A 25,000-nucleotide genomic window follows, 5' to 3' on the forward strand; every position below is an offset into this window, starting at 1 on the left:
GCATGCAGGGCACCGTGGCCACCTACGACGCGGCGACGCGCAGCGGCGTGCTGTTGCTCGACGACGGCACCGAGCTGACGTTCCCGGCGCGGGCCTTCGACGCCTCCGGCCTGCGGCTGCTGCGGCTGGGCCAGCGGGTCCGGGTCGAGACCGACGCCGCCGGGGAGATCGTCCGGGTGACGTTGCCGACGATGCCGTGAGCTCCCCACCCAAGTTCATTTTGCGTTAACCCGTTCCGGGACATTATGAGCGGGTGAGCACCCCTCGCGAGCACCCCACCGGCCCGGCCGCCGACCACCGACCCGCCGGCGACGGCCCCGCGCCCGGCCACGACCGACCCGCGCCCGCCGACGACCGACCCGCGCCCGGCGAGCCGGCGAGCCGGCGCAACGGGTCCCACCGGCGCGGCGCCGACGGCCGGTTCCGCCCACGCGACACGCCGGAGGCGGCCGATGCGGCCGAACCGGCCAGAACGACCGAACCGGCCGAACCCGCCGGAACGACCGGGGGCGAACCGGCAGCGGTCATGGGCGCACGGGCGGCGGCCCTGGGCGCACCGGAAGCCGCCGACCCGACGACGGCCCCACCGGGTCGGGCGGCGGCGTCCGCCGGGCTGGAGGAGGTGCTCGACGTCGACCCCCTGACGGACGACGAGCCCGCGCCGCCGGTGCCGCTGCCCGAGGACCGGTTCCTCAACCGGGAGCTGTCCTGGCTCGACTTCAACGCCCGGGTGCTCGCCTTGGCCGAGGACCCGCGCACGCCGCTGCTGGAGCGGGCCAAGTTCCTGGCGATCTTCGCCAGCAACCTCGACGAGTTCTACATGGTCCGGGTCGCCGGCCTGAAGCGTCGCCAGTCCGCCGGGCTGCCGGTGCGCGGCGGGGACCGGCTGCCGCTGCGTACCCAGCTGGAGCGGATCGGCGAGCGGACCGCCGAGCTGGTCGGCCGGCACGCCTCCTGCTTCGTCGACGACGTGCTGCCGAAGCTCGCCGCCGAGGACATCCGCATCCTGCGGTGGACGGACCTGGACGCGCCCGAGCGGGAACGGCTGCGCACCTACTTCCGGGAACACATCTTCCCCGTGCTCACGCCGCTCGCGGTCGACCCGGCGCACCCGTTCCCGTACATCTCCGGGCGGTCGCTGAACCTGGCCGTCGCGGTCCGCGACCCCGACGGCGGCTCGGAGCTGTTCGCCCGGGTCAAGGTGCCGAACAACGTGCCGCGCTTCGTCCGGGTCGACCGGGAGTCCCCCGGGGTGCGGGTGCTCCCGGTCGAGGAGCTGATCTCGGTGCACCTGGGGCAGCTCTTCTCCGGCATGCAGGTCGTCGAGTGCCACCTGTTCCGCGTCACCCGCAACGCCGAGGTGGAGGTCGACGAGGACCGCGACGAGGACCTCCTGCAGGCCCTGGAGCGGGAGCTGGCCCGCCGCCGCTTCGGCCCGCCCGTGCGCCTGGAGGTCGCCGCCTCGATCTCCGACCACATGCTGGAGCTGCTCGTCCGCGAGCTGGACATGGACAGCCACGACGTGCTGCGGGTACGCGGCCTGCTCGACCTGTCGGCGCTGTGGCAGCTCTACGGCGACGCCGACCGCCCCGACCTGAAGGACCCGCCGTTCGTGCCGGCCACCCATCCCCGGCTCACCGAGGGCGAGGTGCCGCGCAGCGTCTTCGCCACCCTGCGCGACGGCGACGTGCTGGTGCACCACCCGTACCACTCGTTCGCGACCAGCGTGCAGCGCTTCGTGGAGCAGGCCGCCGCCGACCCGGACGTGCTGGCCATCAAGCAGACCCTCTACCGCACCAGCGGGGACTCCCCCATCGTCGACGCGCTGGTCGACGCCGCCGCCGCCGGCAAGCAGGTGGTGGTGCTGGTGGAGCTGAAGGCCCGCTTCGACGAGGTGGCCAACATCGGCTGGGCGCGCACCCTGGAGCGCGCGGGCTGCCACGTCGTCTACGGCCTGGTCGGCCTCAAGACGCACTGCAAGACCGCCCTGGTCGTGCGCCAGGAGGGCAACCAGATCCGCCGGTACTGCCACATCGGCACCGGCAACTACCACCCGAAGACCGCCCGGCTGTACGAGGACTTCGGCATGCTCACCGCCGACCCGGAGATCGGCGCGGACCTGACGGACCTGTTCAACGTGCTGACCGGCTACAGCCGGCAGACCGCGTACCGGCGGTTGCTGGTGGCGCCGCAGGGCATCCGGCGGGGGCTGATCGAGCGGATCGAGCGGGAGATCAGCCACGTCCGGCTCGGCATGCCCGGGCTGGTCCAGTTCAAGGTCAACTCGCTGGTCGACGAGGAGGTCACCGACGCGCTCTATCGGGCGTCCCGGGCCGGGGTGCACGTGGACCTGCTGATCCGGGGCATGTGCACGCTGCGCCCCGGGGTGCCGGGGCTGTCGGAGAACATCCGGGTCCGCTCGATCCTCGGCCGGTTCCTGGAGCACTCCCGGATCTTCCGCTTCGGCAACAACGGCTCCGCCGAGTTCTGGATGGGCTCGGCCGACCTGATGCACCGCAACCTGGACCGCCGGGTGGAGGCGCTGGTGCAGGTGAGCGACCCGGTGGCCCGCGCCGAGCTGGACCACGTGCTCACCGCCGCGTTCAGCCCCGACGTGGAGGCGTTCGAGCTGCACGGCGACGGCTCCTGGACCCGGCGCACCGGCGCGGAGCAGGCCCTGCCGACCCATCTGCAGGACCTGCTGCTGCGCCGGGTCGGCGGCACGGCCGGATGAGCCTAGGCTGAGCGGATGCCGGAGGGGGAACGCGTGATCCGGGCGGCGGGCGGGGTGGCCTGGCGGCAGGCCGATGGCGGCGTGCTGGTCTGCCTCGTGCACCGCCCCCGCTACGGCGACTGGTCGCTGCCGAAGGGCAAGCTGGAGCCGGGCGAGCACCCGCTGCTGGCCGCCGTGCGGGAGGTCGCCGAGGAGGCCGACGTGCGGGCGGTGCCGCAGGTGCGGCTGCCCACCGTGCGCTACCGCAGCGAGGGCCGGCCGAAGGTCGTCGACTACTGGTCGATGCGGGCCGTCGACACGGGCGGCTTCCAGCCCGACACCGAGGTCGACGACATCCGCTGGCTGCCCGTCGGGGAGGCCGCCCGCCTGGTCAGCTACCCGCACGACGCCGAGGTGCTGACCGCGTTCGCCGCCCTTCCGCCGGTCACCGCGACGGTGGCCCTGGTCCGGCACGCGCAGGCCGGCCAGCGCGGCACCTGGTCCGGGCCGGACTCCGCCCGGCCGCTCGACGCCACCGGCTGGGCCCAGGCGCACGCCCTCGCGCCCCTGGTGGCGGTGGTCCGCCCGACCCGGCTGCTGTCCGCGTCCGCCCGCCGCTGCGTGCAGACCCTCGACCCGGCCGCCGCCCTGCTCGACCTGCCGGTCGAGGTGACCGGTGACCTGGACGAGCCGCGGCCCGGCCAGGACCCGCACGAGCGGGCGCTGGCCGCCGCCGCCTGCCTGGCCGAGCTGGCCGCCGCCGGGGGCGCGGCCGGGGCGTGCAGCCAGGGCAAGGTGCTGCCCGGCGCGCTGGAACGCCTCACCGGCCGCGCCGGCGACTTCACCACCGAAAAGGGCGGCGGCTGGCTGCTCGCCTTCGCCGCCGACCGCCTCCTCGCCGCCGACCGCTGGTAAGGAAGGGCCCCTTCTTAACGCATACGGTAGAGAAGGGTTCCCCTCTCACCACCCACACCCGCAGCCCGACGCAGCGGGCGGGCGCGTCACGGCAGGGCCAGGGCGGGGCAGGGTGGACGTCACGGCAGGGCTAGGGCGGGCAGGGTGGACGGGCGTCACGGCAGGGCCAGGGTCACCGCGACCGGGAGGTGGTCGCTGGCGGTGCTGCGGGGTGCCACCGGGTCGGCGGCGCGCATGCCCGCCGAGACCAGCACGTGGTCGATCTGTTCGCGCGGCTCGTCCGCCGGGCTGGTTGGCAGGGGCCGGGCCGAGGCGAGGGCGTCCACCAGCCCCGCACGGGTGAACTCCGCATAGCCCGGGGCGCCCGGCTCGGTGTTGAGGTCACCGGCGACCACGAGAGGCAGTCCGGCGGCGTACCGGAGGGCGAAGCCCGCCACCGCGCGGGCCTGCGCCACGGGCTCCCGCCCCGGCGGCGGCTGCAGGTGGGTGGCGACCACCGCGAGGCGTACGCCGCCGCCGAGGTCCACGGTGACGCCGAGCGCCTGGGCTCCGGTGGGCGCGCCCACCGCGGCCAGCCGCTCGCTGCGGGCCGCCGTCAGGGGGAACCGGCCAAGGACCGCGTCGCCCCAGAGCGGATCGGCGGCGGGCGCGAAGACGTACGGCATGCGCAGCCGCGCCGCGAGCAGGGCGAGGGTGTCGTGGCCACCGTTGAGCAGCCAGCCCCGGTCCACCTCGCCGAGGACCACGATGTCGGGGCGCTCGCGCGCGACCACCCGGGCGAGCCCGTCGGGGTCGAAGCGACCGTCCAGTCCGAACCCCATCCGGATGTTGTAGGCCACCACCCGGACCGCCGCCGGGGGCGTGCCGGGCCGCAGCGGGGCGAAAGCGCCCGACGGCAGTCCCGTCGCGACGAGCACGACGAGGCCGCAGGCCGCGGCGGTTCCCCGAACCCACCGTCGGGGCGGCGTGGACGTCGCCCGCCGGGGCCCACCGAGGGCCACGGCGGCGACGAGGCCGGCCATCGCGACCGGCACGGCGGCGTTGGGGTAGCCGAGGTCGTAGGCGGCGTAGTAGCCGACGGCGGCGACGGCGAAGAGCAGCATGCCGAGCACCGCCGCGAGGCCGGGCCGGCCCGGCGCGACCCCGGGAGTGGACGACGCGGCGGCAGCCGACGGGACAGCGGACGGCGCGGCACCGGCGGGCGGCACGGCGACGACGGGCGGCACGGCACCGGCAGGCGGCACGGCGACGACGGGCGGCACGGCGGCACCGGGTGACGCGGCGTCGGACGGCACGGCGGCGGGCGGCACGGCGGCGGCGAGGGCGAGGCAGGCGCCCGTGCCGGCGGCGGTCAGCACGACCGCCGGCCCCAGCAGCCCGGCGTCGCGGGTGGCGAACAGCACCGCGCCGACCACCAGCGCCAGCGGGCCGGCCACCCGCCAGCGCCCCCGGGGCGGCCGGGCCAGCGCGGCGAGCAGGAAGATGCCGACCGCCCAGGCCGGCAGGGTGGGCACGTCGCCGGGTTCCGGTGGCCAGGAGAGCCCGCCGCCGGGGCCGCGCCAGTAGGAGGCGGCCGTCGCGGCCACCGCCGGGGAGAGCGCCACGAGGCCGGTCAGCAGCAACGCCGGGCCGGCGAGCAGCCACACGCGGGCCGCGCCCGGTTCCGCCGGCCGCGCGGGACGGGCCGCGGCGACCAGGAACACCGCCACGAGGGCCACGCTCCCTGCCCACCCGACCGGGCCACCCCGCCAGACCAGGTCGTACGTGCCGAGCACCGCGTGCACGACCGCGCCGAGGGCGATGCCCAGCGCCAGCCCCGGCACCGGCCGGCCCGTGGTGGCGGCGGTGCCGGCCAGCCAGAGCAGTCCGGCGAGGAGGCCGACGGTGGCCAGCCAGAGCTGCGTACGGCCGCCTGTTCCGGCGGTGAGGGCGAGCCGCGCGCCGCCCAGCGCGACGGCGGCGGCGAGCGTGACGGGCCGCGCCCCGAGCCGGCGGACCAGCGGAGGGAACGCGAGCGCGAGCACGAACCAGCCCAGCGCGAACGCGCCGAGCAGCTCGGCGGGGGTGGTGGCGGCCTGCCCGAAGATGGTGATGACCGACGGGAGGAAGACCCGCAGCACGTCGGTGAGCACGACGATGCCGAGGGCGAGCGCGGCGGTGCTGAGGTGGCGGTAGCGCACGGGCTGCCTTTCGCCGACCGTTTGAGGGGTTCGGCGATTCTCCGCGCGGGGCACGCCGCCGGTCAACGGTGGGGACGGCGCGGGCTGTCCGGCCCACGCACACCGCGGGGCGCCCACCGTTCGGGTGGGCGCCCCGCGGGACGGTGCCGGCCGGTCAGCGCTTGGTGGCCGCCTTCTTGGCCGGGGACTTCTTCGCCGGCGCCTTCTTGGCCGCCGTGCTCTTGGCCGTGGTGCTCTTGGCCGCCGCCGTGGTGGTCTTCTTCGCCGCGGTCGACTTGGTCGCCGCCGCCGACTTCTTCGCCGGGGCGGCCTTCTTGGTGGCGGTCTTGGCCGCCGTCGTCTTGGTCGCCTTCGCCGGGGCGGCCTTCTTCGTCGCGGTGGTGGCCTTCGCGGTGGTGGCCTTCGCCCCCGTCGCCTTGGCCCCGGCCGCCTTGGCCGCGGTGGCCTTCGCCCCGGTGGCCTTGGCACCGGCCGCCTTCGCGGTGGTGGCCTTGGCCGTGGTGGCCTTGGTCCCGGCCGCCTTGGCCGTGGTGGCCTTGGCGGTCGTCGCCTTGGTGGCGGCCGTGGCGGTCTTCTTCGCCGCCACCGTGGCCTTCGGCACCTTCCCGCTGGCCACCATCTCCTTGAAACCGGCGCCGGCCCGGAAGGTCGGGACGGATGTCTTCTTGACCTTCACCGCCTCGCCGGTACGCGGGTTGCGCGCTGTTCGCGCACCCCGGACGCGCTTCTCGAACGCTCCGAATCCGGTGATCGCCACCTTCTCGCCCTTGGTGACCGCCGCCTGGACCTCAGCGAGGACCGCGTCGAGCGCGGCCGTCGCCGTCTTCCGGTCCCCCAGGCGAACGGCGAGCGCCTCGATGAGCTCGGCCTTGTTCACGACTTCCTCCCGATTGTGCAACTGACTCGACGCGAGCCATTCTGCGCGCACGGTATGCCCTGTGCTGCCTGGACACAAACATTCGGTGGAAAAAAGCCCTTGTGTCGTAACGGATTCGCCCCCACCGGCGAGGCCGGTGGGGGCGGAAACCGATGCGGGATCGGGCGTACGGCTATGCCACGGAGGGCAGGAACGGCCTCCGGCCGCGCTCGTAGGAGGTGATGTCGGGCTCGTGCCGAAGAGTGAGTCCAATGTCATCCAACCCCTCCATCAGCCGCCAGCGGCTGAAGTCGTCGAGGGGGAAGGACCAGGTGGCGTCCCCGGCCCGGACCTCACGGGACGCCAGGTCGACGGTGACCGGGGTGGTCGGGTCGGACTCGACGAGGGACCACAACTCCTCGACGGCCCGCAATTCCAACTCGACCGGCAGCAGACCCTCCTTGAGGGCATTGCCGCGGAAGATGTCGCCGAACCGGGGCGAGACCACCGCCTTGAACCCCCAGTCGCGCAGCGCCCACACGGCGTGCTCCCGGGAAGACCCCGTGCCGAACTCCGGGCCCGCCACAAGAATCGACGCACCCGAATACGCGGCATCGTTCAACACGAATGAAGGGTCCTCCCGCCACGCGTTGAAGAGCCCGTCGGCGAATCCCGTCCGGGTCACCCGCTTGAGGTACACGGCGGGGATGATCTGATCCGTGTCCACGTTGGAACGGCGCAGCGGCACGGCGGTGCCGGTGTGCACGGTGAACTTGTCCATCTGTGCGGCTGCCCTTCTACAGGTCTGCGGGGGCGGCGAGCCGGCCGACCACGGCGGTGGCGGCGGCGACCGGCGGCGACACCAGGTGGGTGCGTCCGCCCCGGCCCTGGCGGCCCTCGAAGTTGCGGTTGGAGGTCGAGGCGGAACGCTCACCCGGGGCGAGCGTGTCCGGGTTCATGCCCAGGCACATCGAGCAGCCGGCGAACCGCCACTCGGCCCCGGCGTCGGTGAAGACCTTGTCCAGCCCCTCGGCCTCGGCGGCCTCCCGGACGGCGGCCGAGCCGGGCACCACGAGCATCCGTACGCCGTCGGCGACCGTGTGTCCGCGCAGCACGTCGGCGGCGGCGCGGAGGTCCTCCAGGCGGCCGTTGGTGCAGGAGCCGACGAAGACCACGTCGACGGAGAGGTCGCGCAGCGGAGTTCCGGGGGTGAGGTCCATGTACTCCAGCGCGCGGCGGGCGGCGGCCCGCTCGGACTCGCCGGCGAACTCCTCCGGGTCGGGGACTGCCGCGCCCAGCGGCGCACCCTGGCCCGGGTTCGTGCCCCAGGTGACGAACGGCGTGATCCGGCTCGCGTCGAGGGTCACCTCGGCGTCGAACGTCGCGCCCTCGTCGGTGGGCAGGCTCCGCCAGTACTCCACCGCCGCGTCCCAGTCGGCCCCCTGGGGCGCGTTCGGCCGCCCCTTGAGGTACGCGAAGGTGGTCTCGTCCGGCGCGATCATGCCGGCCTTGGCGCCCCACTCGATCGACATGTTGGCGACGGTCATCCGCCCCTCCATGGAGAGCGCGCGGATCGCCTCGCCCCGGTACTCCACGATGTGGCCGCGGCCACCGCCGGTGCCGACCTGGGCGATGAGGGCGAGCACCAGGTCCTTGGCGGTGACGCCGGGGCCGAGCTGGCCGGTGACGTTCACGGCCATCGTCTTCGGGCGGGCCTGCGGCAGCGTCTGGGTGGCCAGCACGTGCTCGACCTCGCTGGTGCCGATGCCGAACGCGAGCGCGCCGAAGGCGCCGTGGGTGGCGGTGTGGGAATCGCCACAGACGATCGTCATGCCGGGCTGGGTGACGCCGAGCTGCGGGCCGATGACGTGCACGATGCCCTGGTTGGCGTCGCCGAGCGGGTGCAGCCGCACGCCGAACTCGGCGCAGTTGCGGCGCAGCGTCTCGATCTGGGTGCGGGAGGTGGGGTCCGCGATCGTGAGCAGGTCGCCGCGCCGCTGCGAGAACGCCGGGTCGGCGTACCCCGTGGGGGTGTTGTGGTCCTCGGTCGCGAGCGTGAGGTCGGTGCGGCGCACGCGGCGGCCGGCGAGCCGCAGGCCGTCGAAGGCCTGCGGGCTGGTGACCTCGTGCAGCAGGTGCAGGTCGATGTAGAGCAGGTCCGGTTCACCGTCGGCGGACCGGACGACGTGCGCGTCCCAGACCTTCTCGGCCAGGGTCCTCGGTCGAGTGTCTCCCACCATCTGGACATCCTAAATTCTGGGAGGTAAATTTCGGCTTGTGGGACACAGTATGAGCGGTGTCGGCGTTCTCGACAAGGCGGTGGTCATCCTGGCCGCCTGTGTCGACGGCGCCAGCCTGGCCGAACTCGTTGAACGCACCAAGCTGCCCCGGGCCACCGCGCACCGGCTGGCACAGGCGCTGGAGATCCACCGGATGCTCGTCCGGGACACCCAGGGCCGTTGGCGCCCGGGCCCCCGGCTCGGTGAGCTCGCCAACGCCGCGCCGGACGTGCTGCTGACGGCGGCGGAGCCGCTACTGGCCGCGCTGCGCGACGCCACCGGGGAGAGCGCCCAGCTCTACCTGCGCCGCGCGGACGAGCGGATCTGCGTGGCCGCCGCCGAGCGGGCCAGCGGGCTGCGGGACACCGTCCCGGTGGGCTCGGTGCTGCCGATGACCGCCGGTTCGGCGGCGCAGATCCTGCTGGCCTGGGAGCCACCGGAGGCGGTGATGCCGCTGCTGCCCCGGTCGAAGTTCACCGGACGCACCCTCGCCGAGGTGCGCCGCCGCGGCTGGGCGCAGAGCGTCGCCGAGCGGGAGGCGGGTGTGGCGAGCGTCTCGGCCCCTATCCGTGACCGCACGGGCCGGGTGATCGCCGCGATCAGCATCTCCGGCCCGATCGAACGCCTCGGCCGCCGCCCCGGCGAACGCCACGCCATGGCCGTGGTCCGAGCCGGCCAACGCCTGAGCGGCCTCTAACCCACCCACCCACCCCGCCCCCTTCGCCCCCGGTGATCAAGAGATTTGCGTCATCTGTCGCACCGAACCTGACGCAAATCTCTTGATCACCGACACGGAGTGGGTGGGGTGGGGCAGGGGGCGGAGGAATGGGGGAAGGCCCGGCTCACCGGGGTGAGACGGGCCTTCCTGGGTGTAGCCCCGACGGGATTCGAACCCGCGCTACCGCCTTGAGAGGGCGGCGTCCTGGGCCGCTAGACGACGGGGCCAGAACTTTCCTGCTTCACCGCCCTGCCGGACGGTGCCGCTGTATTCTAGCGACGGGCCCCGGGGGTGAGCGCACAGGGGTGCGCGTCGCGCCACGGCATCCCGGGCCGGCACGCGACAGGCCGCCCGCACGAGAACGGGCCGCACGAGAACGGGCGGCCGGCGCGAGACAGGCGGGCCCGCACGAGGCAGAACGCCGGAACCAAGCCGGCCCGGCACCGGAGCAGGCTCGGCACGAAGCAGGCCGGCACCGGGCCGACCGCCGACACAGCCTGGGACGCAAATCAGCCCGCCTCACCACAGTGAGACGGGCTGGATAACCTGTAGCCCCGACGGGATTCGAACCCGCGCTACCGCCTTGAGAGGGCGGCGTCCTGGGCCGCTAGACGACGGGGCCAGAACCTGTCTTGCTCCACCGCCCTGCCGGGCGGTGCCGCTGAAAACTACCAGAGATCATTCTGGCCCGCTTGCGCGGGCCGGAGCGCTCTCCGACTTGATCCAGCGACCGACACTCTCACGAACGCCGGTTGCTGGGGTACCAGGACTCGAACCTAGACTAACTGAACCAGAATCAGTCGGGCTGCCAATTACCCCATACCCCATTGGCACCTCGCGGTGCCGTTCGGCGCCTTGCGGCACCGGAGAGAAACTTTACCCTCCCGCCCCCCACAGGCCAAATCGGGGGCCCGAAACCGCATCTGGCCTGCGGCTTCGGGCTTCCCGACGACTCAGGTCACCGGGACGACCGGGTTGCTCAGCTCCCCGATCCCCTCGATACGCACGGTGACCGTATCCCCCTCCGTGAGCGGGCTAACCCCGGCCGGCGTGCCGGTGAGGACCACGTCCCCGGGGAGCAGCGTCATCACGTGCGAGACGTACGACACCAGGGCTGGCACGTCGAAGACCATGTCCCGGGTGCGGCCGAGCTGGCGTACCTCCATCTCGTCCGGGTTGCGGCCGACCTCGCAGCGGACCTCCAGGTCGGTCACGTCGAGCCCCGTGGTGATCCACGGGCCGATGGGGCAGAACGAGTCGAAGCCCTTGGCCCGGGTCCACTGCCCGTCGGAGCGCTGGAGGTCCCGCGCGGTGACGTCGTTGGCGCAGGTGTAGCCGAAGATGGCCCGCTCGGCGGCGGCCCGGTCGGCCCGGCGGGCCCCCGGCGCGCCGATCACCACGGCCAGCTCGGCCTCGTGCTCGACCTGCTTGGAGAAGATCGGCAGCCGGATGGCGTCCCGTGGCCCGATCACGGAGGTGGACGGCTTGAGAAACAGCAGCGGCTCCTTGGGCACGTCGTTGCCCAGCTCGGCGGCGTGCTCGGCGTAGTTACGGCCGACGCAGACCACCTTGCTGGGCAGGATCGGGGAGAGCAGCCGGACGTCGGAGAGCGCCCACCGGGCGCCGCTGAACTGGATCTGGCCGAACGGGTGACCCTCGATCTCGGCGACGGTCAGGCCCTCCGGGCCCGCCCCCGGTTCGCCCTCGACGACCCCGAACGACATTCCCTTGGCATGAGCGAAACGAGCGATACGCACCAGGCCAATCTAGCCCGCCCGCCCCGGGCGGCACCGGCACCGGGCGCTCGGCGGCGCGCGGCGGGCCAGCGTACGCCGGATGCCGCCGCCGCGGGCCGGGTTCGCCGCTTCGTACCCGCACGGCGGGGAGCCGCACCTAGCGTCGGCTACCGGAGGTTCGTTCGTATGCCTGCATCGAGACGACACCACAGGGCCCTCGCAGTGTTCGTGCACTGCCTGGGCATTCTCGCCGCCGTGCCGGCGCTGCCCACGGTGGCCCCGAAGCCCGTCACGCCCGCGGCCACCGCACCCGGAGCCGCACCGCCACAGGGGGCGCTGCGGGCGGCGGCGGCCACGATGGCGCCGACGCCGACGGACACCGCGACCCCGACGGGCACCGCGACGCCCGCGGCCCCCGCGCCGCCGCCACTGGTCTCCCCGTCCGTGGTCGTGCCGACGCGGGGCGGACCGTCCGCCGTGACGGTGGCGGTCACGCCGGCCGGCACGCCGGCCCCGGGCTACCAGGTCCAGGTGCGCAACGCCAGCAGCATGCCCGTGGCCACCACCGTGCGCCAGGAGCTGCCGCCCGGCACGTCGGCGACCTGGGTCACGCCCGGGGGGCGGACCAGCCGCTCGGCCACCACCACGGAGGTGACCTGGCAGCTGCGGCTCCCGCCGCGCAGCACCACGACCCTGCACACGGCGCTCACCACCGCCGCGCCGGGCCGCGCCCTGTCCGCACCGGCCTGCGCCTTCGCCGCCGGCGGCGACCGGCCGTACGACTGCGCGACCGCGACCTGGGACCGCTCACCGGTCCCGGTGGCCCAGGCCACGGACGCGCCGGCCTGGCGGCGGCCCGCGGCGCTGCTCGCCGCGCTGGCCGGGGTGTTCCTGCTCACGGCCGGCGGGCTCTGGTGGTGGCAGCGGCACCGCCGCGCCCGGGCCACGGCCGCGTCGACCGGCGGGCGCACCGGATCCGGCGGTGCGGGGAACCGGCCCGCCGGTGCGGGGACCGTCTACGCCGGCACCGGCGCGGGGTCCTCCGGCACGGCCCCGGCGGCGGCACCCGGCCAGGGCGGACAGCCCCGTCCGGTCGCGCCGGTCGCCGTGGCCCGCCGCCGCAGGCCCCCGGTGTGGCTGCTGGTGGGGGCGGCCGCCGCGGTCCTGGCCGGCGTGGTGCTCGCCGCGACGCTGACGGCCACCCGACGGGTCGCCGCGATCGACACCACCAAGCAGCCGAGCACCGGCGCGTGGGTGGGCACCAGCACCACCGGCGTGATCGGCATGCCGCTGCGGGAGCAGGCGCTGGAGTTCACCGTCTACCGGATCGCCTGCCCGTCGGCGTCGTCGGCCGCCGGGCGGCAGTGCCAGGCCACGGTCGGGGTGCGCAACCTCACCCCCGAGCAGCAGACCTGGCACGGCGAGATGCAGCGGGCGTACCTGCCGGGGGGCACCTGGGTCAGCACCGACGAGGCCGCCACCCGACTGGCCAACCAGGGGCGGGACGTCTTCGGCCAGCCCCTGGCCGCGGGCAGCCGGCTGGTGCTGCCGCTGGTGTTCACGGTCGACGGCACGGACCGGCCCAGGCAGCTGGAGCTGCGCAGCGGGGTGTTCTCCGCCGGGGTCCGGGTCGACGTGCCCTGACGCGGGGTCGGCGGGGGCGGCGGCCGTACGCTGGTCGGGTGACCGCCGCCCTCGCTCCCGCCGCGCCGCTCGACCTGGCCGACTGGCAGGCGCGGCGGCGGGCCCACGAGGAGCGGGTCGACGCGTGGCTGGCCCCGCACCTGGCCCGCCGCCGCGCCGGGCACAAGCACCCCGTGGAGGACTTCCTCTTCACCTACTACTCGCACCGTCCGGCACAGCTGCGCCGTTGGCACCCGGGCGCGGGGGTCGTGCTGCGCGGCGCGGACCCGGCCGAGTTCGGCCGGGACTACCGCGCCACGTCCGCCGGGCTCGCCCTCGACACCGATGCGGTACGCGCCCGGCGGGCCGAATCGCTCGGCTGGATCCGTGCCCTGCTCGCGGCGACGGCGGGCCGGCCGGCGCACCTGGGCTGCTTCGGGATGCACGAGTGGGCGATGGTCTACCGGCAGACCCAGGAGGAGATACGCCACAACGCGTGGCCGCTGCGGCTCAGCCCGGCCCGCACCGCCGAGGTCGTGCAGGAGCGGGGCGTGCGGTGCAGCCACTTCGACGCGTACCGGTTCTTCACCGCGCCGGCCCGGCCGCTGAACGTGCTCACCCCGACGCGGGAGCGGCAGCACGAGCTGGAGCAGCCGGGCTGCCTGCACGCCAACATGGACCTGTACAAGTGGGCGTACAAGCTGTCGCCGCTGGTGCCGAGCGAGCTGGTGGCGGACGCGTTCGCGCTGGCCCGCGAGATCCGCACCCTGGACATGCGGGCCAGCCCCTACGATCTCGCCGCGCTCGGCTACCCGCCGGTGCGGGTGGAGACGCCGGAGGGACGGGCCGAGTACGCCGCCGCCCAGCGGGGCTTCGCCGAGCGGGCCGCCGGCCTGCGGGCCCGCCTGCTCGCCGCGCTGGCCTGACACCCCCGTTTCGCACCTTTCATCACCTTTTGCACTCGTCGTTCGTTGGCTCCCTGTACGCGCGAGGCCGAGGAAACGGGAGCACCATGACCAGACGATCACTCGCCGGGCGGGCGCGGGGCCTGATCCTGCGCACCGCGCCCGGCATTCCGCGCTCCCGCCGCGAGGCGCGGACGTCGCTGGAGGCCCTGGCCACCCTGCGCGGGCAGGGCTGGCACCGGTCCGTGGGCGCGGCACCCGTCGACGGCGAAGGCCGGCCGCTGCCCTGGCTCAGCTACTCCGCCGTGCGGTGGCTGGACGAGGTGCTGCACCCCGGCGTGCGGGTGTTCGAGTACGGCTCGGGGTCGTCGACGTCCTGGTTCGCCTGGCCCGGCCGGGTCGGCGAGATCGTCTCCGTCGAGCACGACGCGGCCTGGTTCGCCCAGCTCCCCCAGCCGGCCAACGGGGAGATCCGGCACGTGCCCTGCGCCGACGGCTGGTGGGACGGTTCGGCGGACTCCCCGTACGTGACGGCGATCGCCGACGGGGCCCCCTGGGACGTGGTGGTGATCGACGGCGCCTCCCGCACCGTCTGCGCCCGGGTCGCGCCGAAGTACCTGGCCCCGTCCGGCCTGGTGGTCCTCGACGACACGGACCTCGCGACGACCGACCCGGCGGCGGCGGAGCTGGCCGCCCACGGCCTCGGCCGGCTCGACCTGTGGGGCTTCAAGCCCGGCGTCCAGCGGATGACCTGCACCTCGGTCTTCAGCTGGGACTTCAACCACTGGCTGCTGCCGGGGCCGGCGCACCACCACACCCGCTGACGGCGGGCCGGCGGCGCCGCGCGCCGACCTCCACCGACCGCCCCATCCACACCCCCACCCCCACCCACCACTTCTCCGCCCTTTGCTCTGCACCCACGGGCGCAGCGGTCACCGACGGTGACTGTTGCGGATCAGGGTGCAGAGCAAAGGGACGGGAACGAAGGGTGGCGGCGGCGGGGCGGTCAGCCCGAGCGCGCGGCCCGGCCGGGGATCAGGACGTGGCGCAGCTCGTCTGCGGCACCGGGTTGCTGGAGCCGGCGCTGGCGAGGAACCCGAAGGTCGCCTCGGCACCGGGGGCGAGGCCGCCGTTCCAGCCCACGTTCCGGGCGGTGACCGCGGTTCCGCTCTGCGTCACGTCGGCGTTCCACGCCTGGTTGATCCGCTGGCCGTCGGCGTAGCCGAACCGGACCGTCCAGCCGCCCAGCGCGGCGGTGCCCGTGTTGCGCACGGTCACCTCGCCCTGGAAGCCGCCCTGCCACTGCCCGACGATCCGGTAGACGGCCGTGCACCCGCCGCCGGGGTTCGAGGTCGGGGTGACCGGCGGCGACAACGTCGGCGTGACGGGCGGGGTGGGCGTCGGCGTGGCCGTGGGGGTCGCGCTGGGGGTGGCCGTGGGAGTGGCCGTGGGGGTCGCCGTGGGGGTGGTGCCGGTCAGCGCGGCGACCACCGCCGGGTACCAGCGGTCCGACATCTTCTGGTCACCGGCGGCGTTCGGGTGCACCCCGTCGTAGGTGTCGGCGGCGGTGCTGAAGCCCGTCCACTGGTCGACGACCACGATCGGCGACTGCGCGGTGGTCTTGCCCGCCGCCCAGCCGTCGATCGCGCTGTTGAGCGCCACCACCCGCTGCCCGCACTCGGCGCAGCTCGCGGGGGCCATCGGGATGATCTTCGCGACGACCACGCGCATCGCCGGGTTGCTGGCCCGCATCTGGTCGACCAGCTTGGAGTACGCGGCCAGGATGGTCGCCGGGGCGATGTTGCTCCACACGTCGTTGGTGCCGAAGTGCATGAGCACGACGTCCGGGTCGGTGGCGGAGAGCCAGCCGGGCAGCAGGTTCTGGTTGGCGACGTTCGTCACCAGGTATCCGCCGTGGCCCTCGTTGTCGCCGTCGTACGGCTGGCCGCAGCCCTGCGGGCCGAGGGTGCCGACGAAGTCGACGTTCGTGTGGCCGCTGGACTGGAGGCGGTTCCAGAGGATGGAGCGCCAGCAGCCGGGCGAGCCGGTGATGGAGTCGCCGAGGGGCATGACGCGCACCGGGTCGGCGGCGGCCGGCAGGGCGGGCGGCGCGGCGACGAGCCCGAGCAGCAGCGTCAGCGGCACGGCCGCCAGGGCGGCGAGGAAGGCGGAGAGGAAGGGCTTTCGGGGCATGGCGGAGGAACTCCTGTCACGTGGCGTCGTACGCGGTCGGTGACGGCCCTGTTGCTCCCGGATCCATTCCAGCAGACCCCGGCGTCGCGCTCAACCGCCTCCCACGTTCCGCCCCGAGCCGCCGCGGCACGGACGGCGCCGGCGCGGCACGGACGGCGCAGCGCGCGGCGCGGTCAGTCGCCGTCGACCCGGCGGTCGCGCTTGCGCTGCGCCTGGCGCTTCTTGTCGGCGAGGCGGCGTTCCTTCGCGCCCCTCGACGGGCGGGTCGGGCGGCGCGGCGGGGGCGGCGGGGCGACCGCCTCGCGCAGCAGGGCCGCCATCCGCTCCCGGGCCGCCTCCCGGTTGGCGAGTTGGGCCCGGTGCTCGCTGGCGGCGATGGTGAGCACCCCGTCGACGAGCCGGCCGGCCAGGCGGTCGAGGGCCCGGGCGCGCAACGGCTCGGGCAGGCTCGGCGAGCCGGCGACGTCGAAGCTCAGCTCCACCCGCGAGTCGGTGGTGTTGACGCCCTGCCCGCCCGGCCCCGACGAGCGGGAGAAGCGTTCCCGAAGCTCGGCGGCCGGCACGACCAGCCGGTCGGTCACCCGCAGTCCGTCGTCCACGTGAGCAGGCTAGCGCCCCGCCCGGGCACCGTGCGTGGCCGTGGGGGTCGCCGAGGGGCCCGGCGCCGGTCCCGCGCGGTCGTCGCCGGAGCCGGCGGCGTACGCGACCGCCCCGACGAGCAGCAGCGCGATCACGCCGACCTTCGTGGTGACGGCCCGGATCAGCCCGAAGGCGGCGCGGCGCGCGCCCGGGACGGTGTTGCGCGCGGTGCGGTAGTCGACCCATCCGCGGCGGGCCCGCGCGTACGCCGACCCGACGCCGCATCCGACGAGGAGGCCCACCACCAGCAGGGCCGCGATGACTTCTCGCTTCATCCTCGCGAGTATCCATACTCAGCGTGATATTTCCATGGGCCGATGATCCCACGCCCAATATCTGCCAATTCTCCCCTCCGCGCCGCCCGGGAGCGGCCCGGGAGCGCGGCCCGGCCCAGGTCAGCCGCCCTTTCCGATGATCGCGTCGGCGCTCTGCTGCACCTGCTCGATCGGGATGGCGAAGCCGATGCCGATCGAGCCGCTGCCGTCGATGGTGGCGATGGCGGTGTTCACCCCGACCACCTCACCTCGGGCGTTGACCAGCGGGCCGCCGGAGTTGCCCGGATTGATGGACGCATCGGTCTGCACGGCGCGGTGCCGGTTCGTGCCGAGGCGTACCTGACGGTCGAGCGCGCTGACGATACCCGCGGTGACGGTCCCGGCCAGCCCGAGCGGGGACCCGACCGCGAGCACCGGCTCGCCGACCCGGGTGGCGCCCGGCTTGGCCAGCGGCAGCGGGGACAGGCCGGCGTCCGGCGGCACCCGCAGCACGGCCAGGTCGCTGCCGGGCTCCCGGCCGACGACCTCGGCGGCGAACCGCCGGCCGTCCGGCAGTTCCACCGTCACCGCCCCGCCGCCCCCCTTGGCGAGGATGTGGTCGTTGGTGATCAGGTGCTGCTGGTCGTCGATGGCGAACCCGGACCCGGTCGCCGAGCTTCCGGCGGCCCCGCCCACCAGCACCGACACCACCCCCGGCACGGTGCGCTCCGCCGCGGTCACCAGCTCCGCCGGCACCGGCGCGGCCGACGCCGCCTCCGGGCCCGGCACGTCGGGTGAGTCGGCGACCCAGGCGCCGGCCGCCGCACCGGACAGGGTGGACAGCGCCACCACCCCGGCGGCGGCCAGCAGCCGGCCCTGCCAGCTGCGCCGCCGGTCGGCCCCGCCCCCACCGGGTACGTCCCGACGGCCACGCCCGTCGGGGTCGAGCTCGGGCGAGACGAACCACGGCCCGCGCGGCTCGCCCAGTCCGGTCTGTACTGCCATCCGCTGCTCCTCACGTCCACGTCTGTCGGGGAGGTCCGGCCGGCTCGGGCCGGCCGGTGGGGCCGCCGCGTTCAGGGCAGCCGGGAGAACCACCGCATCGATCCCGCCGCAGCGCCCATGGCCAGCACCAGGCCCAGCCCGATGAACCGGGCGGAGACGTCCTGCCGCTGGGTGCGGTAGCCGACGGAGGTGCCGATGTCGTCGTACACGGCCCGCAGCTCCTCGCGGCTGGTCGCCTCGTGGAAGCCGCCGCCGGTGGAGTCGGCGACCGCCTTGAGGGTCTGCCCGTCCACCGGCACCTGGATGGGCCGCCCGCCCCGGTCGACGAACCCGGACGGGGTGCCGAACGAGATGGTGTGCACCGGCACCTTCGCGTCGACGGCCTCGGCGGCGGCCTCCATCGGGTCCATACCGGAGGTGTTCGCGCCGTCGGAGAGCAGGATGATCCGGGCCGGCGGCAGGTCCTTCGCGGCCTGGCTGTCCAGCGCCCGCACCGCGCCGAGGGAGGTGTTGATCGCCTCCCCGATGGCGGTGCCCTGCACGCCGGTGCTGCCCTCGGCGAGGCGTTCGATGCCGTCGTGCAGGGCCTCCCGGTCCGTGCCGGGCGGCACCAGCACGGCGGCGCTGCCGGCGAACGCGACCAGCCCGACGTTGAACTCTTCGGGCAGGCCGTCGACGAAGCGCCGGGCCGCTTCCTTGGCGGCGCTGAGCCGGTCCGGTTCCACGTCGGAGGCGAGCATCGAGGTCGACACGTCGACCGCCACCATGACGGTGGCCCGTTCCCGGGGCACCCGCACCTCGGCACTGGGCCGGGCGAAGCCCACCACCAGCAACGCCAGCATGGCCAGGAACAGGCCGGCCGGCACGTGCCGCCGCCACGCGGGGCGGTGCGGGGCCACCCGGTCGAGCAGCCGCAGGTTGGTGAAGCGGACCGCGTACCGGCTGTGGCGGCGCTGGGCGAGCAGGTAGCCGACGGCGAGCGCGGCGACCCCGAGCAGCAGCCAGAGCCGCAGGGGCGACTGCCAGGTCACGCGGCACCTCCCGACAGCGCGCCGGGGCGGGCCGTCCGGCCGGTGCCGCTGGCCGCCGGGGCCAGGGCGAGCCGGCGCTGGGCGTGCACGTGCCGGACGATGTCGGCGCACCAGTCGCGGTCGGTACGCAGCGGCAGGTGGGCCGCCCCGCACCGGCGCAGCACCTGGCGGATCTGGTCGCGCTGGGCGAGGGCCGCCTCGGCGTACCGCTCGCGCAGCCGGCGGTCGCCGGTGCAGACCTCGCGCCGGCGGCCGGTCTCCGGGTCGACCAGGGTGATCAGGCCGACGTCCGGCAGTTCCAGCTCGCGCGGGTCGGTCACCTCCACGGCGAGCACCTGGTGCCGGACGGCGAGCCGGCGCAGCGCCGCCTCCCAGGGCGGCGGGTCGGCCGGGTCGTCCGGTAGCCCGTCGAGGAGGTCGGAGACCACCACGACGAGGCCGCGCCGGGTGGCGGCCCGGCCCACGGCGACGAGCCCGTCGGCGAGGCCGGGCGCGGCGGGCGGGCCGGCGGCCGGGTCGGTCCCGGCGGCGCGCGGCGCGGCCAGCAGGGCCCGCAGCAGACCGAGCAGGTGGGTACGCCCGCCCCGGGCGGGGAACCGGCGTAGCCCGTGCGCGCCGAGCAGTTGCGCGCCGAGCCGGTTGCCGGAGCCCGCCGTGAGGAAGCCGACCGCCGCCACGGCGGCCACCGCCAGCTCGCGCTTGTCCAGCTCGGCGGTGCCGAACTCCATGCTGGGGCTGGCGTCGACCAGCAGCCAGGTGGTCAGCTCCCGGTCGGCGTCCACCTCGCGGACGTGCGGGACGGTGGTGCGGGCGGTGACCGCCCAGTCCATCCGGCGCACCTCGTCCTCGCCGGGCCGGTACTCGCGGCTGCCGGCGACCTCGCTGCCGGGCCCGGGCAGCAGGCCCCGGTGCTCGCCGTGCAGCAGCCCGTCGAGGCGGCGGGTGACGGTCAGCTCCAGCCGGCGCAGCCGCCGGTCCGGCGCGAGGTCGGCCAGGGTCGGGTCCGGCGGCACCGGCCCGGCTCCCCCGGCGTCCCGTGTTCCCCGGGCGGAGCCGGCGGGCGGGGCGGCCGGGCCCCTCACGCCGCCGCCAGGTCGGTGGCGTATCCGGTGTGGTGGGCGGCGATCCGGGGCGGGGGCACGGCGTCGACCAGCCGGTGGACCACCGCCTCGGCGGCGACCCCGTCGGCGACCGCGTCGAAGGAGAGCACCAGCCGGTGGGCCAGGACGTCGACCGCCAGTTCCCGGACGTCCTCGGGCAGCACGTGGTCGCGGCCCCGCAGCAGCGCCTGGGCGCGGGCGGCGGCGACCAGGCCGAGGGTGGCCCGGGGGCTCGCCCCGTACGCCAGCAGCGGCGCGATCTCGGGCAGCCCGAACCGGCCCGGGTCCCGGGTGGCCAGGATCAGCCGGACGACGTACTCGGCGATGGCGTGGTGGACGAACACGTCGCCGGCCCGCCGCTGGAGCGCGCGCAGCCGCTCGGGGTCGAGGACCCTGCGCGGGGTGGGCCGGTCGGTGCTCATCCGGTAGAGGATGGCCAGTTCGTCGGCGTCCCCGGGGTAGTCGACGACGATCTTCATGAGGAACCGGTCCCGCTGCGCCTCGGGGAGCTGGTAGACCCCCTCCGACTCGATCGGGTTCTGGGTGGCAAGCACCAGGAACGGCGTGGGGACCGGAAAGGCGCGCCCACCGATGGAGACCTGCCGCTCGGCCATCGCCTCCAGCAGCGCGGACTGCACCTTCGCCGGGGCCCGGTTGATCTCGTCGGCGAGCACGAGGTTGGCCATGATCGGGCCGAGTTCGACGTCGAAGCTCTCCTTCGACGCCCGGTAGATGCGGGTGCCGACGATGTCGGAGGGGACCAGGTCCGGGGTGAACTGGATCCGGGAGAAGGTCCCGCCGACCACGGTCGCGAGGGTCTGCGCGGCGAGGGTCTTCGCCACGCCGGGGACCCCCTCCAGGAGGCAGTGGCCGCCGGCGACGAGGGCGGTGAGCAGGCGCTCGACGAGCCGATCCTGCCCGACGATCACGCGTTTGACCTCGAAGAGGGTCTGTTCCAGCTCGACGCCGCTCGGATCGGGATCGACCGCGGTGGGCAGGCTGGCCAGGGTGTCCGAGATGTCCGTCACGGTGCTTGCTTCCCGGGCCGGCACCCGGGCAAACGTCGGAATTCGAGCACCTTACCGGGCCGAACCGGGACGAGGACCGTCATCCGCCACCGAAGGCCGCAGGGGGCGCGGACGGCGCGAGGGTGCCGGCCCCGTCGCCGGGACCGGCACCCTCGCCCGCGTACGGGTCAGGGAGTGAACACGGCCAGGTGGAACGGCCGGTCGGCGGGAGCGCCGGTGGAGTCGTACGTCTGCACGAAGACCCCGTTCGGCGTGGCCAGCCGCGGCGCGACCGAGATCTCACCGGCCGGCGGGATGCAGCACGAGTCCGTGGTGCCGATCGTGGCCACGAAGGCAGCGCTGGTCAGGCTGCGGTTGAAGATGACCTGGTACTGGCCGGGGCCGTACTTGGTCGCGGAGACGGCGTCCCGCGAGCGGAGCAGGGTGCCGGCGCTGCTGACGACGGCGAAGGACGTGGAGCCGTTGACGTAGGACGGGCTCACCCCCTTCTTCATCGCCGCCTTGGCCGCCGCCGCCTCGGCCACCGTCGGCTGCGGCTGTCCGGACGGCGCGGCGGCGCGTTCGCCCGGCTGCCCGGACTGGGCCGCGGGCCTGGCCGCCGTGGTGGTCTGGGCGGCGGCGATCCCGCCGCCGGCCAGCGTCAGCACCAGCGCGCCGAACGTGACCGCGACCGCCCTACGGGAAATGATTCTTGCCATGACAGGTCCCCCTTGTTGACCGTGTCGACACGACCGACTCGCGAAACAACGAGCCGGTTTTATCCGAGCCTGCCAACACCGCAAAATTGTCGCCTGAGCGACCGCCGCCAAGCCGGCTGGAGAAGCACCCACACCCGCCTTGAGCAGCCAATATTGCCGTGCACATCGAGGCTGGAACCAGGTGGAAAGTAGCACCGCCAAAAGCGCGTGGTCAATGGCAGACGGCGGCGTTTCAGACTGTTTCAGCCCGCCCTTCGAATTGCGAAACATGAACGCTCGACAATTCATGATGGGGGCTGCCCGGCGCGGGTGGCGTCGCCGGTCGAGCACTGCCGCTACGGTGTCGACGTGCTCACCTACGCCGACACCCGCGCCCGCCCGGCCGGTCGCGCCGCCCGGATCAGGACCTGGCTGTGCTGGCTCGCGGTGGCCCCCGGGCTGATGTGGGCGGCGGTACGCCTGCCCGGCCTCGAACGGGGGCCGGCGGTGCAGGCGGTCGCCTTCACCCCGTACGTCGCGGCCTGGACGCCCGTGCCGCTGCTGCTCGCGCTCGCCCTGCGGCGCCGCTGGCCGGCGGCGGTCGCGGCCCTGGTCGCGGTGGCGCTGATCGCCGTGGTCGCGCCCCGGGCCGTGCCGTCGGCGCAGCCGCGGGCCGGCGGGCCGACGCTGCGGGTGCTCACCGCCAACCTGCTGGCCGGTGCCGCCGACGCCGGCACCGTGGTCGGCCTGGTGCGCGACCTGCGGGTCGACGTGCTGGCCGTGCAGGAGTTCACCCCGGGCGCGGCGGCCGAGCTGGACCGGCTCGGCCTGGCCGGGCTGCTGCCGCACCGGCAGCTCAACCCGCAGGTCGGCACCGTCGGCTCGGGGCTCTACGCCCGCTTCCCCATCGCCGGGGGCGGCATCCGGCAGCACCGCGGCGGCTGGGGCTTCACCCAGGCGTACGGGACGCTCACCCCGCCGGGCGGGCCGCCGGTGCGGGTCGAGTCGGCCCACCCGGCGGCCCCGTACGCGCTGGACCAGGTCGGGTTCTGGCGCACCGACCTGGCGGCACAGCCGCCGGCCACCCCCGACGCGGGGCTGTCGATCCTCGCCGGGGACTTCAACGCCACCCTCGACCACGCCCCGCTGCGCGACCTGCTCGCCACCGGGTACGTCGACGCGGCCGACGCCACCGGCGCCGGGCTCGTCGGCACCTGGGGCCCGTACGACGGCGACCCGATCCCGCCGGTGACGATCGACCACGTGCTGGTGGACCGGCAGATCGCCGTCCGGTCCGTGTCGGTGCGCGCGGTGCCGGGCAGCGACCACCGCGCGGTCCTCGCCGAGCTGCGCCTGCCCGCCGCCTGAGCCGCCCTACACGTGGGCGCGGTCCAGGCCGTAGGTGAGGGCGTCGACGAGGGCGTGCCAGGACGCCTCCACGACGTTGGGGTGCACGCCGACGGTGGTCCAGTCGCGGCCCGCCCCGTCGGCGGTCTCCACCAGCACCCGGGTCACCGCGCCGGTGCCGTGGCTGCCCTCCAGGATGCGCACCTTGTAGTCGGCCAGCTCGAAGTCGCGCAGCTCCGGGTAGTGCCGGGACAGGCCGACCCGCAGCGCCTCGTCGAGCGCGTTGACCGGCCCGTTGCCCTCGGCCGTGGCGATCAGCCGCTCGCCGCGTACCCGGATCTTGACGGTGGCCTCGGAGACCACCGAGCCGTCCTCCCGGTGCTCGACCAGCACCCGGTAGGACTCCAGGGCGAACGGCCGGACCGGGGCGGCGTCGGGCAGCTCGGAGCGGACCAGCAGCTCGAACGAGGCGTCGGCGGCCTCGAAGGACCAGCCGCCGGCCTCCAGCTCCTTGACCCGCCGGGTCACCCGGGACAGGGTCTCCGGATGGCCGGCCAGGTCCAGGCCCAGCTCGCGGCTCTTCAGCTCGACGCTGGCCCGGCCGGCCATCTCGGTGATCAGGATCCGCATGTCGTTGCCCACCACGGTCGGGTCGACGTGGTTGTAGAGCAGCGGATCCACCTTGATCGCGCTCGCGTGCAGCCCCGCCTTGTGGGCGAAGGCGGCGGCCCCGGCGTACGCCTGGTGGGTGTCGGGGGCGATGTTGGCGATCTCGGCGATGGCGTGGGAGACCCGCACCATCTGCTCCAGGCAGCCCTCCGGTAGGACCGGCAGCCCGAGCTTGAGCTGGAGGTTGGCGGCGACGGCGAAGATGTCGGCGTTGCCGGGACGCTCGCCGTAGCCGTTGGCGGTGCCCTGCACGTGGCGCACGCCGGCCTCGACGGCGGCGATGGTGTTGGCCACCGCGCAGGCGGTGTCGTTCTGGGCGTGCATGCCCAGGCGGGCCGGGTCGACGCCGGTGCGGGCGGTCAGGTCGGCGATGGCGGCGCTGACGCGGGAGGGCAGCATGCCGCCGTTGGTGTCGCAGAGCACCATCACCTCGGCGCCGGCGGCCAGCGCGGTCTGCACGACCTCCGCGCCGTACGCGGGGTCGTGCCGGTAGCCGTCGAAGAAGTGCTCGCCGTCGACGAAGACCCGCCTCCCCTCGGCGACGAGGTGGCGCACCGTGTCCCGGATCATCGCCAGGTTCTCCTGCGCGGTGGTGCGCAGCGCCCGCTCGACGTGCCGCAGGTCGGCCTTGGCGACCAGCGCGACGGCCGGGGTCTGCGCGTCGAGCAGCGCCCGCACCTGCGGGTCGTCGGCGACGGCGACGCCGGCCTTGCGGGTGGCCCCGAACGCCACGAGCAGGGCGTGTTTCAGGTCGAGTTCGGTGCGGGCCCGGCGGAAGAACTCGGTGTCCTTGGGCACCGCGCCCGGCCAGCCGCCCTCGATGAAGCCCACGCCGAACTCGTCGAGCAGTCGGGCCACGGCGAGCTTGTCGACCACCGAGTAGGTGAGCCCCTCGCGCTGGGCACCGTCGCGCAGCGTCGTGTCGTACAGCTGGAACGTCATGGGGAGTCCTTTCGGGCGCGGGCGGGACGGGTGGGGGTGGCGGAGGGGGACCAACAAAAAGACCCCCCGCGGATGCGGGAGGTCTGCGCGCTCGGCGAGTCGGTTGCCGGGCGCGCTAGTTGCCAATAATGACGACGGTGCTGGTCACGGTCGCCACTCTGCCACCCCCACCCGGGTTTCGGGAGGAACA

Annotated in this window: 22 protein-coding genes and 3 tRNA genes; 8 read left to right on the forward strand and 17 right to left on the reverse strand. The window is 74.8% G+C overall.

The window, feature by feature from the left end; translation table 11 throughout:
- The first annotated feature begins 2 nt into the window (after positions 1-2).
- From ACVMYR_RS07615 to ACVMYR_RS07625, 3 genes are read left to right on the forward strand one after another with little or no spacing between them, the layout of a single operon-like run.
- Positions 3-200, forward strand: coding sequence for a cold-shock protein (locus tag ACVMYR_RS07615; protein ID WP_077936598.1), 198 nt, complete (start codon positions 3-5; stop codon positions 198-200).
- A 53-nt stretch (positions 201-253) separates the two neighbouring features.
- Positions 254-2,734 (forward strand): RNA degradosome polyphosphate kinase, encoded by a 2,481-nt coding sequence (locus ACVMYR_RS07620; protein WP_457121426.1) that lies wholly within the window; start codon positions 254-256, stop codon positions 2,732-2,734.
- A 15-nt stretch (positions 2,735-2,749) separates the two neighbouring features.
- On the forward strand, positions 2,750-3,628 hold the full coding sequence (locus ACVMYR_RS07625; protein ID WP_457121427.1) for an NUDIX hydrolase: 879 nt from the start codon (positions 2,750-2,752) through the stop codon (positions 3,626-3,628).
- A gap of 155 nt (positions 3,629-3,783) precedes the next feature.
- On the opposite strand, the gene ACVMYR_RS07630 is transcribed toward ACVMYR_RS07625, so the two are convergent.
- The 4 genes from ACVMYR_RS07630 to leuC form a co-directional block, all read right to left on the reverse strand.
- Complete coding sequence (locus ACVMYR_RS07630) at positions 3,784-5,808, reverse strand: endonuclease/exonuclease/phosphatase family protein (RefSeq protein WP_457121428.1); 2,025 nt, start codon at positions 5,806-5,808, stop codon at positions 3,784-3,786.
- Between the two features lie 154 nt (positions 5,809-5,962).
- The gene (locus ACVMYR_RS07635) at positions 5,963-6,685 is read right to left on the reverse strand and encodes an HU family DNA-binding protein (RefSeq protein WP_396791760.1); all 723 of its coding nucleotides are present in this window, start codon (positions 6,683-6,685) and stop codon (positions 5,963-5,965) included.
- 172 nt (positions 6,686-6,857) lie between these two features.
- The gene (gene leuD, locus ACVMYR_RS07640; protein ID WP_091274509.1) at positions 6,858-7,445 is read right to left on the reverse strand and encodes a 3-isopropylmalate dehydratase small subunit; all 588 of its coding nucleotides are present in this window, start codon (positions 7,443-7,445) and stop codon (positions 6,858-6,860) included.
- 16 nt (positions 7,446-7,461) lie between these two features.
- Entirely contained in the window at positions 7,462-8,904 is a 1,443-nt protein-coding gene (leuC, locus tag ACVMYR_RS07645) for a 3-isopropylmalate dehydratase large subunit (RefSeq protein WP_077936593.1), read from the reverse strand.
- 49 nt (positions 8,905-8,953) lie between these two features.
- Between leuC and ACVMYR_RS07650 the strand changes: the two genes are divergently transcribed.
- Positions 8,954-9,640 carry an IclR family transcriptional regulator gene (locus tag ACVMYR_RS07650; protein ID WP_013284529.1) on the forward strand — a complete coding sequence of 229 codons (687 nt, stop codon included), beginning with the start codon at positions 8,954-8,956 and terminating at the stop codon, positions 9,638-9,640.
- 175 nt (positions 9,641-9,815) lie between these two features.
- Here the strand turns inward: ACVMYR_RS07650 and ACVMYR_RS07655 are convergent.
- From ACVMYR_RS07655 to ACVMYR_RS07670, 4 genes are all read right to left on the reverse strand, one after another.
- Positions 9,816-9,888: transfer RNA gene (locus tag ACVMYR_RS07655), tRNA-Glu, on the reverse strand.
- Between the two features lie 322 nt (positions 9,889-10,210).
- Positions 10,211-10,283: transfer RNA gene (locus ACVMYR_RS07660), tRNA-Glu, on the reverse strand.
- Between the two features lie 133 nt (positions 10,284-10,416).
- Positions 10,417-10,488: transfer RNA gene (locus tag ACVMYR_RS07665), tRNA-Gln, on the reverse strand.
- A gap of 126 nt (positions 10,489-10,614) precedes the next feature.
- Positions 10,615-11,418 carry a fumarylacetoacetate hydrolase family protein gene (locus ACVMYR_RS07670; protein ID WP_077936592.1) on the reverse strand — a complete coding sequence of 268 codons (804 nt, stop codon included), beginning with the start codon at positions 11,416-11,418 and terminating at the stop codon, positions 10,615-10,617.
- Positions 11,419-11,583: 165 nt separating this feature from the next.
- Here ACVMYR_RS07670 and ACVMYR_RS07675 point away from each other — a divergent pair, with 165 nt between their 5' ends.
- The 3 genes from ACVMYR_RS07675 (at position 11,584) to ACVMYR_RS07685 (ending at position 14,749) form a co-directional block, all read left to right on the forward strand.
- Positions 11,584-13,041 carry a hypothetical protein gene (locus ACVMYR_RS07675; RefSeq protein WP_077936591.1) on the forward strand — a complete coding sequence of 486 codons (1,458 nt, stop codon included), beginning with the start codon at positions 11,584-11,586 and terminating at the stop codon, positions 13,039-13,041.
- Positions 13,042-13,079: 38 nt separating this feature from the next.
- The gene (locus ACVMYR_RS07680) at positions 13,080-13,946 is read left to right on the forward strand and encodes a 3-methyladenine DNA glycosylase (protein ID WP_077936590.1); all 867 of its coding nucleotides are present in this window, start codon (positions 13,080-13,082) and stop codon (positions 13,944-13,946) included.
- Positions 13,947-14,032: 86 nt separating this feature from the next.
- Positions 14,033-14,749 carry an O-methyltransferase gene (locus ACVMYR_RS07685; RefSeq protein ID WP_091274494.1) on the forward strand — a complete coding sequence of 239 codons (717 nt, stop codon included), beginning with the start codon at positions 14,033-14,035 and terminating at the stop codon, positions 14,747-14,749.
- Between the two features lie 211 nt (positions 14,750-14,960).
- Here ACVMYR_RS07685 and ACVMYR_RS07690 read toward each other — a convergent pair whose 3' ends face one another.
- From ACVMYR_RS07690 to ACVMYR_RS07725, 8 genes are all read right to left on the reverse strand, one after another.
- On the reverse strand, positions 14,961-16,118 hold the full coding sequence (locus ACVMYR_RS07690) for a cellulose binding domain-containing protein (RefSeq protein WP_457121429.1): 1,158 nt from the start codon (positions 16,116-16,118) through the stop codon (positions 14,961-14,963).
- A gap of 173 nt (positions 16,119-16,291) precedes the next feature.
- Positions 16,292-16,717, reverse strand: a complete 426-nt coding sequence (gene arfB / locus ACVMYR_RS07695) for an alternative ribosome rescue aminoacyl-tRNA hydrolase ArfB (protein WP_043962281.1) — start codon at positions 16,715-16,717, stop codon at positions 16,292-16,294.
- A gap of 9 nt (positions 16,718-16,726) precedes the next feature.
- Complete coding sequence (locus tag ACVMYR_RS07700) at positions 16,727-17,032, reverse strand: hypothetical protein (RefSeq protein WP_457121430.1); 306 nt, start codon at positions 17,030-17,032, stop codon at positions 16,727-16,729.
- A 120-nt stretch (positions 17,033-17,152) separates the two neighbouring features.
- Positions 17,153-18,016, reverse strand: a complete 864-nt coding sequence (locus ACVMYR_RS07705; protein WP_396791751.1) for a S1C family serine protease — start codon at positions 18,014-18,016, stop codon at positions 17,153-17,155.
- Positions 18,017-18,087: 71 nt separating this feature from the next.
- The gene (locus ACVMYR_RS07710) at positions 18,088-19,047 is read right to left on the reverse strand and encodes a VWA domain-containing protein (protein WP_077936585.1); all 960 of its coding nucleotides are present in this window, start codon (positions 19,045-19,047) and stop codon (positions 18,088-18,090) included.
- Positions 19,044-20,060, reverse strand: coding sequence for a DUF58 domain-containing protein (locus tag ACVMYR_RS07715; protein WP_077936584.1), 1,017 nt, complete (start codon positions 20,058-20,060; stop codon positions 19,044-19,046). Before ACVMYR_RS07715 ends, ACVMYR_RS07710 begins: the two co-directional genes overlap by 4 nt.
- A gap of 65 nt (positions 20,061-20,125) precedes the next feature.
- Positions 20,126-21,175 carry an AAA family ATPase gene (locus tag ACVMYR_RS07720; protein ID WP_091274476.1) on the reverse strand — a complete coding sequence of 350 codons (1,050 nt, stop codon included), beginning with the start codon at positions 21,173-21,175 and terminating at the stop codon, positions 20,126-20,128.
- Positions 21,176-21,342: 167 nt separating this feature from the next.
- The gene (locus ACVMYR_RS07725) at positions 21,343-21,873 is read right to left on the reverse strand and encodes a hypothetical protein (RefSeq protein ID WP_043962274.1); all 531 of its coding nucleotides are present in this window, start codon (positions 21,871-21,873) and stop codon (positions 21,343-21,345) included.
- A gap of 441 nt (positions 21,874-22,314) precedes the next feature.
- On the opposite strand from ACVMYR_RS07725, the gene ACVMYR_RS07730 reads away from it, so the two are divergent.
- The gene (locus ACVMYR_RS07730; RefSeq protein ID WP_457121727.1) at positions 22,315-23,220 is read left to right on the forward strand and encodes an endonuclease/exonuclease/phosphatase family protein; all 906 of its coding nucleotides are present in this window, start codon (positions 22,315-22,317) and stop codon (positions 23,218-23,220) included.
- Positions 23,221-23,226: 6 nt separating this feature from the next.
- Here ACVMYR_RS07730 and cimA read toward each other — a convergent pair whose 3' ends face one another.
- Positions 23,227-24,810, reverse strand: coding sequence for a citramalate synthase (gene cimA, locus ACVMYR_RS07735; protein ID WP_077936582.1), 1,584 nt, complete (start codon positions 24,808-24,810; stop codon positions 23,227-23,229).
- Between the last annotated feature and the right edge of the window lie 190 nt (positions 24,811-25,000).

The sequence above is a fragment of the Micromonospora sp. PTRAS2 genome (assembly GCF_054052245.1).

Bases quoted from the DNA above. Each gene is read 5' to 3' on its own strand.
- ACVMYR_RS07705 (WP_396791751.1), bottom strand. From the start codon at position 18,016: ATGGCAGTACAGACCGGACTGGGCGAGCCGCGCGGGCCGTGGTTCGTC.
- ACVMYR_RS07725 (WP_043962274.1), bottom strand. From the start codon at position 21,873: ATGGCAAGAATCATTTCCCGTAGGGCGGTCGCGGTCACGTTCGGCGCG.
- cimA (WP_077936582.1), bottom strand. From the start codon at position 24,810: ATGACGTTCCAGCTGTACGACACGACGCTGCGCGACGGTGCCCAGCGC.
- leuD (WP_091274509.1), bottom strand. From the start codon at position 7,445: ATGGACAAGTTCACCGTGCACACCGGCACCGCCGTGCCGCTGCGCCGT.
- ACVMYR_RS07650 (WP_013284529.1), top strand. From the start codon at position 8,954: ATGAGCGGTGTCGGCGTTCTCGACAAGGCGGTGGTCATCCTGGCCGCC.
- ACVMYR_RS07700 (WP_457121430.1), bottom strand. From the start codon at position 17,032: ATGAAGCGAGAAGTCATCGCGGCCCTGCTGGTGGTGGGCCTCCTCGTC.
- ACVMYR_RS07685 (WP_091274494.1), top strand. From the start codon at position 14,033: ATGACCAGACGATCACTCGCCGGGCGGGCGCGGGGCCTGATCCTGCGC.
- ACVMYR_RS07690 (WP_457121429.1), bottom strand. From the start codon at position 16,118: ATGCCCCGAAAGCCCTTCCTCTCCGCCTTCCTCGCCGCCCTGGCGGCC.
- ACVMYR_RS07625 (WP_457121427.1), top strand. From the start codon at position 2,750: ATGCCGGAGGGGGAACGCGTGATCCGGGCGGCGGGCGGGGTGGCCTGG.
- leuC (WP_077936593.1), bottom strand. From the start codon at position 8,904: ATGGTGGGAGACACTCGACCGAGGACCCTGGCCGAGAAGGTCTGGGAC.
- ACVMYR_RS07675 (WP_077936591.1), top strand. From the start codon at position 11,584: ATGCCTGCATCGAGACGACACCACAGGGCCCTCGCAGTGTTCGTGCAC.
- ACVMYR_RS07730 (WP_457121727.1), top strand. From the start codon at position 22,315: ATGTGGGCGGCGGTACGCCTGCCCGGCCTCGAACGGGGGCCGGCGGTG.
- ACVMYR_RS07615 (WP_077936598.1), top strand. From the start codon at position 3: ATGCAGGGCACCGTGGCCACCTACGACGCGGCGACGCGCAGCGGCGTG.